Annotated in this window: 6 protein-coding genes; 2 read left to right on the top strand and 4 right to left on the bottom strand. The window is 62.4% G+C overall.

Going from position 1 to position 5,612, the window contains the following annotated elements; all coding sequences use genetic code 11:
* The 4 genes from EOD07_RS20175 to EOD07_RS20160 form a co-directional block, all read right to left on the bottom strand.
* The coding region (locus EOD07_RS20175; RefSeq protein WP_127236716.1) for an ATP-binding cassette domain-containing protein at positions 1-299 on the bottom strand (299 nt) is incomplete at its 3' end.
* The gene (locus EOD07_RS20170; protein ID WP_073985675.1) at positions 299-1,138 is read right to left on the bottom strand and encodes an ABC transporter permease; all 840 of its coding nucleotides are present in this window, start codon (positions 1,136-1,138) and stop codon (positions 299-301) included. The genes EOD07_RS20175 and EOD07_RS20170, both read right to left, overlap by 1 nt.
* Positions 1,139-1,147: 9 nt before the next feature.
* Positions 1,148-2,023 carry an ABC transporter permease gene (locus EOD07_RS20165; RefSeq protein ID WP_073985676.1) on the bottom strand — a complete coding sequence of 292 codons (876 nt, stop codon included), beginning with the start codon at positions 2,021-2,023 and terminating at the stop codon, positions 1,148-1,150.
* Positions 2,024-2,102: 79 nt separating this feature from the next.
* A complete protein-coding gene (locus EOD07_RS20160) occupies positions 2,103-3,413 on the bottom strand; it encodes an extracellular solute-binding protein (protein WP_245470316.1) in 1,311 nt (436 codons plus the stop codon).
* Positions 3,414-3,720: 307 nt separating this feature from the next.
* Between EOD07_RS20160 and EOD07_RS20155 the strand changes: the two genes are divergently transcribed.
* Both EOD07_RS20155 and EOD07_RS20150 read left to right on the top strand, forming a co-directional pair.
* Complete coding sequence (locus EOD07_RS20155) at positions 3,721-4,698, top strand: GntR family transcriptional regulator (protein WP_073985677.1); 978 nt, start codon at positions 3,721-3,723, stop codon at positions 4,696-4,698.
* A gap of 10 nt (positions 4,699-4,708) precedes the next feature.
* A partial coding sequence (locus EOD07_RS20150) for a signal peptide prediction (RefSeq protein ID WP_127236715.1) occupies positions 4,709-5,612 on the top strand: 904 nt, incomplete at its 3' end.

Below are 5,612 nucleotides of genomic sequence, written 5' to 3'. Positions count from 1 at the left end.
CCCACTTTGTCGGTCAGCGACATATGCGGGAACAGCGCATAGTTCTGGAACATCAGCGCCGTGCCGCGGCTGCCGGTCTTCAGCGTCGTCACGCCCCGCCCGCCGATACTGATGGTGCCGCTGGAGGGCGTCTCGTGGCCGGCGATCATGCGCAGAAGTGTGGTCTTGCCGCAGCCCGACGGGCCGATCATGCAGCAATAGGCACCGCCCTCGATTGTCAGGTCGACTTCGTTCACCGCCTTCACGCCACCGAAGAGCTTGGTGACCTTGCGGATGTCGATGCGGCTTTCAACGCTCATCAGGCTTTTCCCCCGCGCGCCCTGGCGCGACTTTTCTGGATGACGGCAATGGCTACGAAGGCGATGGCGATCACCAGGAAGCTGACCGCAGAGGTGACGGTGCCGATGGCGTAGAGCGCCGGCGTCGTGACGTTGGTCGTCATGTTCGAGATTTCGATCGGCAGGGTGTTGGAGCCGCCAACGGTCAGCAGCGAGCGCGGCAGTTCGTCATAGCTCAGCGTAAAGCCGAACAGCGCGACGGCGATCAATCCGGGAAACAGGATTGGAACGGTGATGTAGGTCAGGATCTGCGAAGGCCGCGCGCCGGCGTCGCGGGCGGCCTCTTCCCAGGAAGAATCGAACCGGTTGAGGACTGCGAACATGATCAAAAGGCCGAAGGGCAGCGTCCAACTCAGATGCGCGCCGAGCGCCGACAGCCACCAATGCAGGCGGAAGCCGAGAAGCTGGAAGAGCTGGCTGATGCCGAGTCCCAGAAGGATGCCGGGGATGACGAGACTGACGATCGACAGGTAGAACAGCGGGCCTGCGCCCCAGAACCGGCGTCGGAAAGCGAGGCCCGCAAACAGGCAGCAGACCGCCGTGATCAGCATCGACAGGACGCCGAGGAGGACCGAGCGCCAGAAAGCTCCGCCGAGGTCGCCGTAGCGGCTCGATCCCCAAAGGTCGCTGAACCAGTGCGTGGAAACCCCGCGCATGGGAAAGGTCAGGCCGCCGGTGGGGCCTTGGAAGCTGAGCAGGAAGATGATCAGCATCGGGCCGTAGAGGAAGGCGACGAAAAGCGCGAAGAACAGCGCCAGGAGGTAGAAGGCCGGGCCGCGCCGGGTCGATTGAAGCGCCATTCCTACCTCCTACCGCGCCAGTTCCGAGCGGATGTCGACGATCCGCAAAACCGCCGAGACCATCAGCAGGACGACGACGACCAGCAGGACCGCCATCGCGGAAGCCTGCGGGTAGTAGAGTTGGTCGATTTCGTTTTTCATGGCCGAGACGACCGATGCGCTCTGGCCGCCGCTCATGACGCGGACCACGAAGAAGTCGCCCATCACCAGCGTCACCACGAAGATCGTTCCCAGCGCCAGTCCGGTCTTGGTCAGGGGGATGATGATGTCGCGCAGGATCTGCCAAGGGGTGGCGCCGGCGTCGCGCGCGGCCTCGATCAGGTTCGGGTTGATCTTGGCCATGCTGTTGAAGATCGGCACGATCATGAACAGCGTGTACAGGTGGATGTAGGTCAGGATGACGGCGAAGTCGGAATAAAGCAGGATGTCGAGCGGCGCCTTCACGATCCCGCTTTGGATCAAGAAACTGTTGAACAGCCCCTCGCGCCCCAGGAAGGGTATCCAGCTCACCATCCGGATGGTGTTGGAGGTCCAGAACGGGATGGTGCACAGCAGGAAGAGCGCGATCTGCCACTTCAGATTGCGCACGTGGAAGACCAGGAAATACGAGCAGGTGAAGCCGATCAGCACGGTCGCGGCCAGCGTGATCGCCGCGTATTTGAGCGTCTTCAGGAACAGGCTGAGGGTGACGGGCGAACTCAGCACCTCGCGATAATTATCGAAGGTGAAGGCCGGATAGATCGATATTCCGTCCGATTCCCAGAAGCTCAGCATGACGACCGTGGCCAGCGGGATGCCGACCATGGCGATCATGGTGATGGCCAGTGGCGCGACCTGGAGGTACGGCGCTAGAGGTGACGACGATCCTGACGATCTGCCCGACATGGACAGTCCTTTCGCGACAAACGGAGCGGAGGGATGGCGCGCGGCGACCTAGCGCCGTGCGCCAGCAAACGCTGAAACGTCATGCCGAGATGAAATCGTTCCAGCGCTGGATCATGTAGCGATCCTCGTCCATGACCGTATTCCAGCAGGCGACGTTGCCCATGCGCTGTTCGAACGAGCCGCCGTCGCGGCTGTGGCCGGCCTTGTCCATCACAGCGCCGTAGGGATCCTTGATGTCTTCCGTCGCCGGCTTGCCTTCGTACCAGTAGCCGACCTCGTTGGCGCTCAGGTTGGCCTTGGCAGTCTCGGGAACGGCGCTGTAGTAGCCCTGGCGGGCGATGAAGGCGCCTTGCCAGCCGGAGAGATACCAGTTGAGGTATTCATAGGCGGCGTCGAGCTTCAGCCCGGTCAGGTGGCGCATCAGGCCCATGCCGAGGCCCCAGCTGCGATAGCCTTCCTTCATGCCCTGGTACACGCATTCGATGCCGCGCGACTTGACCGCCGTGACGGCCGGCGACCACATCGACTGGATGACCACTTCGCCGGCGGCCATCAGGTTGACGCTCTCGTCGAACGTCGACCAGAAGGCGCGGAACTGGCCGTCCTTCTTGAGCTTTGTCAGCACCTCGACTGTCTTGTCGATCTCCTCGCGCGTCATGTTGCCCTTGTCGCCGTATTTCATGTCGCCGCGCGCCTCAAGCGCCATGGCCGCGTCCATGATGCCGATGGACGGGATATTGACCAGCGCGGTCTTGCCCTTGAACTCCGGGTTGAACAATTCGGCCCAGGAATTCACCTCGCGCTTGATCAGGTCCGAACGCAAGCCGAGCGTGTCGGCGTTGAAGATAGTCGGCATCACGGTAGCAAGCGCGGTCGCGCCTTTGGCAAAGTCCTTGGAATCGGCGCTGTCAGTGTAAAGCACCTTGAACGGCAAGGTGCCTTGGCGCGACATGTCCTTGCCGTCGAAGCCCTTGCCGTCCCGCATAAGCGGCGTCATTGCCGACCAGGCCTTGATCTTGTTGATGTCGATTGGCTGCAGATTGCCTGAACGCCAGCCTTTCTGGAGACCCCAATATTCGTAGTCCGCGATGTCGATGGTTTCCGGCTGACTGACCGTCTTGGCCATCAGTTGTGTGGTCTCGGCGGTCTGCGCGACGATCTTGAAGCCGAGGTCGGCGCTGGCTTTCTCGGCAATGTCTGTAATAACTGAAAACGACGGACCGACCTGATTGAGCGTGATGTCCTTGATGTTCTGCGCCCAGATGACGGGCATGCCGATGATCCCGGAGCCGGCGGCCGCGCCTAGCGCGGCGGCGCCGCCCTTGAGGACGTTGCGGCGAGTGATCCCGGCCTCGCCTGTGCCGGATTTGACGGTGCGCTTTATTCTCACGGCTATGTTCCCTCTTGTTGTTCTGTTGCAGGACGACCGCGGGCCCAGACGCATGTGCCAAGCGGCTTACCTAGCGGGAGACTAATTGATAATGTCCTTCGAATGCAATGCACATTTTTCGGAGACGGAATGACTGGAATTCGCGTATTGTTGGCGCAAACTCCCTCGAACGCAGCCATTCAACGAAAACATTGTATTCGATAGCCGCTTAATGAAACCGCAGCGCAGTGCAGGGAAATTGACGATGCCGGCAAGACAAGAGGCGGGTGCGAAGCAGCGAGCGTCCAGGCCGCAAGATCCTCTCCCTTTGGCGACGGGCGCCGCCTCCTTCCTCTACAGCTCAATCAGGGACCTCCTGGAAGCAAAGATCGAGACAGCGGAACTTCCGCCCGGCTCGGTCCTCAAGGAAGGAAGCATTGCCATCCAGCTCGGCGTCAGCCGGGCGCCGGTACGCCGCGCCCTTCTGATGCTTTGCGAGGCAGGCGTTATCCGCGCCGCAGACGGGCAGGGTTACGTCGTGGGTACCGCAAAGCCGGTGCCGCTGTCGCCGCGGCGCCTGCACGAAATCCTGGTCACCCAGTCGGACGACATCGGCCGCAGCGCCACCTGGGAGCGGATTTTCGCCGAGGTCAGCGACGCGGTCATGGCCTCGATGCCGTTCGGCACCTACAGGATCCAGGAAGAGGAACTCGGCGACTACCATCGCGTCAGCCGTACCGTCGCCCGCGAGGTGCTGTGGCGGCTGATGGACCGTCGCCTCATCGAAAAGAACCGCAAGTCGCATTGGATCATCGGCCAGATGACCGCGCGCGACATACGCGAGACGCTGGAGATGAGGCAGGTTCTGGAGCCGCGAGCTTTGGGGCAGGTCGCGAACGGCCTCGCGCGTGGCTGGCTCGCCGGGCTGGCAGCACGGATCGACAAAGCCATCGAAGCGTTTCCGGACATGGACGGGACCGTGCTGGACGAAATCGAAACCGAAATGTTCCAGACCATGTATGCGGGCCTGCGCAACGCGCGCATGTTGAGCTCGATTGGGCGGAACCAGATATCCCTGATCGTGCCAAAGCTGTTCCGGCAGCATTTCCCCATACGCGATGACCTTCCCGCTCTGCGGGAATACAGCCAGATCGTGCACCACCTTCGCACCGGTTCCGTCGATGTGGCGCAGGTCCTTCTGTCCAGCCATCTGGTGCGCGTGGAGCGGCTGACGCTCGCGAGGCTGCGCGTGCTGTCGGAATTGCCGCCACCGCGCAGCGTGCCCTACCTGATCGCGATCCACTGAGGACTGACACGTGAGCCCAGGCATCCTCAAGGTTATCGGCACGTCAGTCACGCTGACCGAGCAATTGCGTCGCCAGGCCACCCGGGACCTTCCCTTCAGAATCGATTTCGAGGTTCTCGATGGCCTGAGCTGTCAGCGTCGGGGCATCATGTCGCCCGACACCTACGACGTGTACGATCAGTGGTTCCATTCGCTCGACCTGCTTTGGACGGCGGGGTCTATCCAGCCGATCGAGACGGCACGCATCAAGCGCTGGAACCAGATCAGCCTGTCCCACGACCACGCGGTGTCGCAGGCCGAGGTCCGCAGCTACGGCACGCGTCCGGCCGACATGCTCTTCGTGCAGGAGGATTTCATGCTCGGCCCGGCGCCAACGCCGATGATCTCGATGCTGCCGACGACCTACAATGCCGATTCCTTCGCCTATTTGCCTGACATCGCCGGCAATCTCGGCTTCAGCATGCCTGAGAGCTGGGCCTGGCTTCTCGACGAGCGTTGGCATGGGCGCTGCACGTTGAGCCAGGATCCCGCCGGGAGCGCGGTCGAGCTTGCGCTGGCGGCGCGGTCGGCCGGGCTGGTCGACGTGAACGATCCGAGCAATATGTCGATCGAGGAAATCGACGCGCTGTTCGACGTCCTCCTGGCGCGCCAGCGCACCGGCCATTTCTCCCGGCTCTGGGTTTCCTCCGAGGATTCCATACGCTTCCTGTCGGGGCCGGGATGCGTGATCGGATCGCTGTGGTCCCCTGCCTACTACGCCGTTCGTGGCATGGGTCGCGACCTCGTCTATGCCGCTCCCCGCGAGGGCTATCGCGGCTGGCAAAGCGGACTGAGCCTTTCCGTGGCGGCGACGGCGGAGAAGCAGGAGATGGCCTACGCCTATTTCAACTGGTGGCTGGAGGGCGTGGCGGGCG

Source organism: Mesorhizobium sp. M2C.T.Ca.TU.002.02.1.1 (assembly GCF_003997225.1).
The sequence above is the reverse complement of the archived record's forward strand: the minus strand, read 5'-3'. Positions and strand labels throughout refer to the sequence as shown.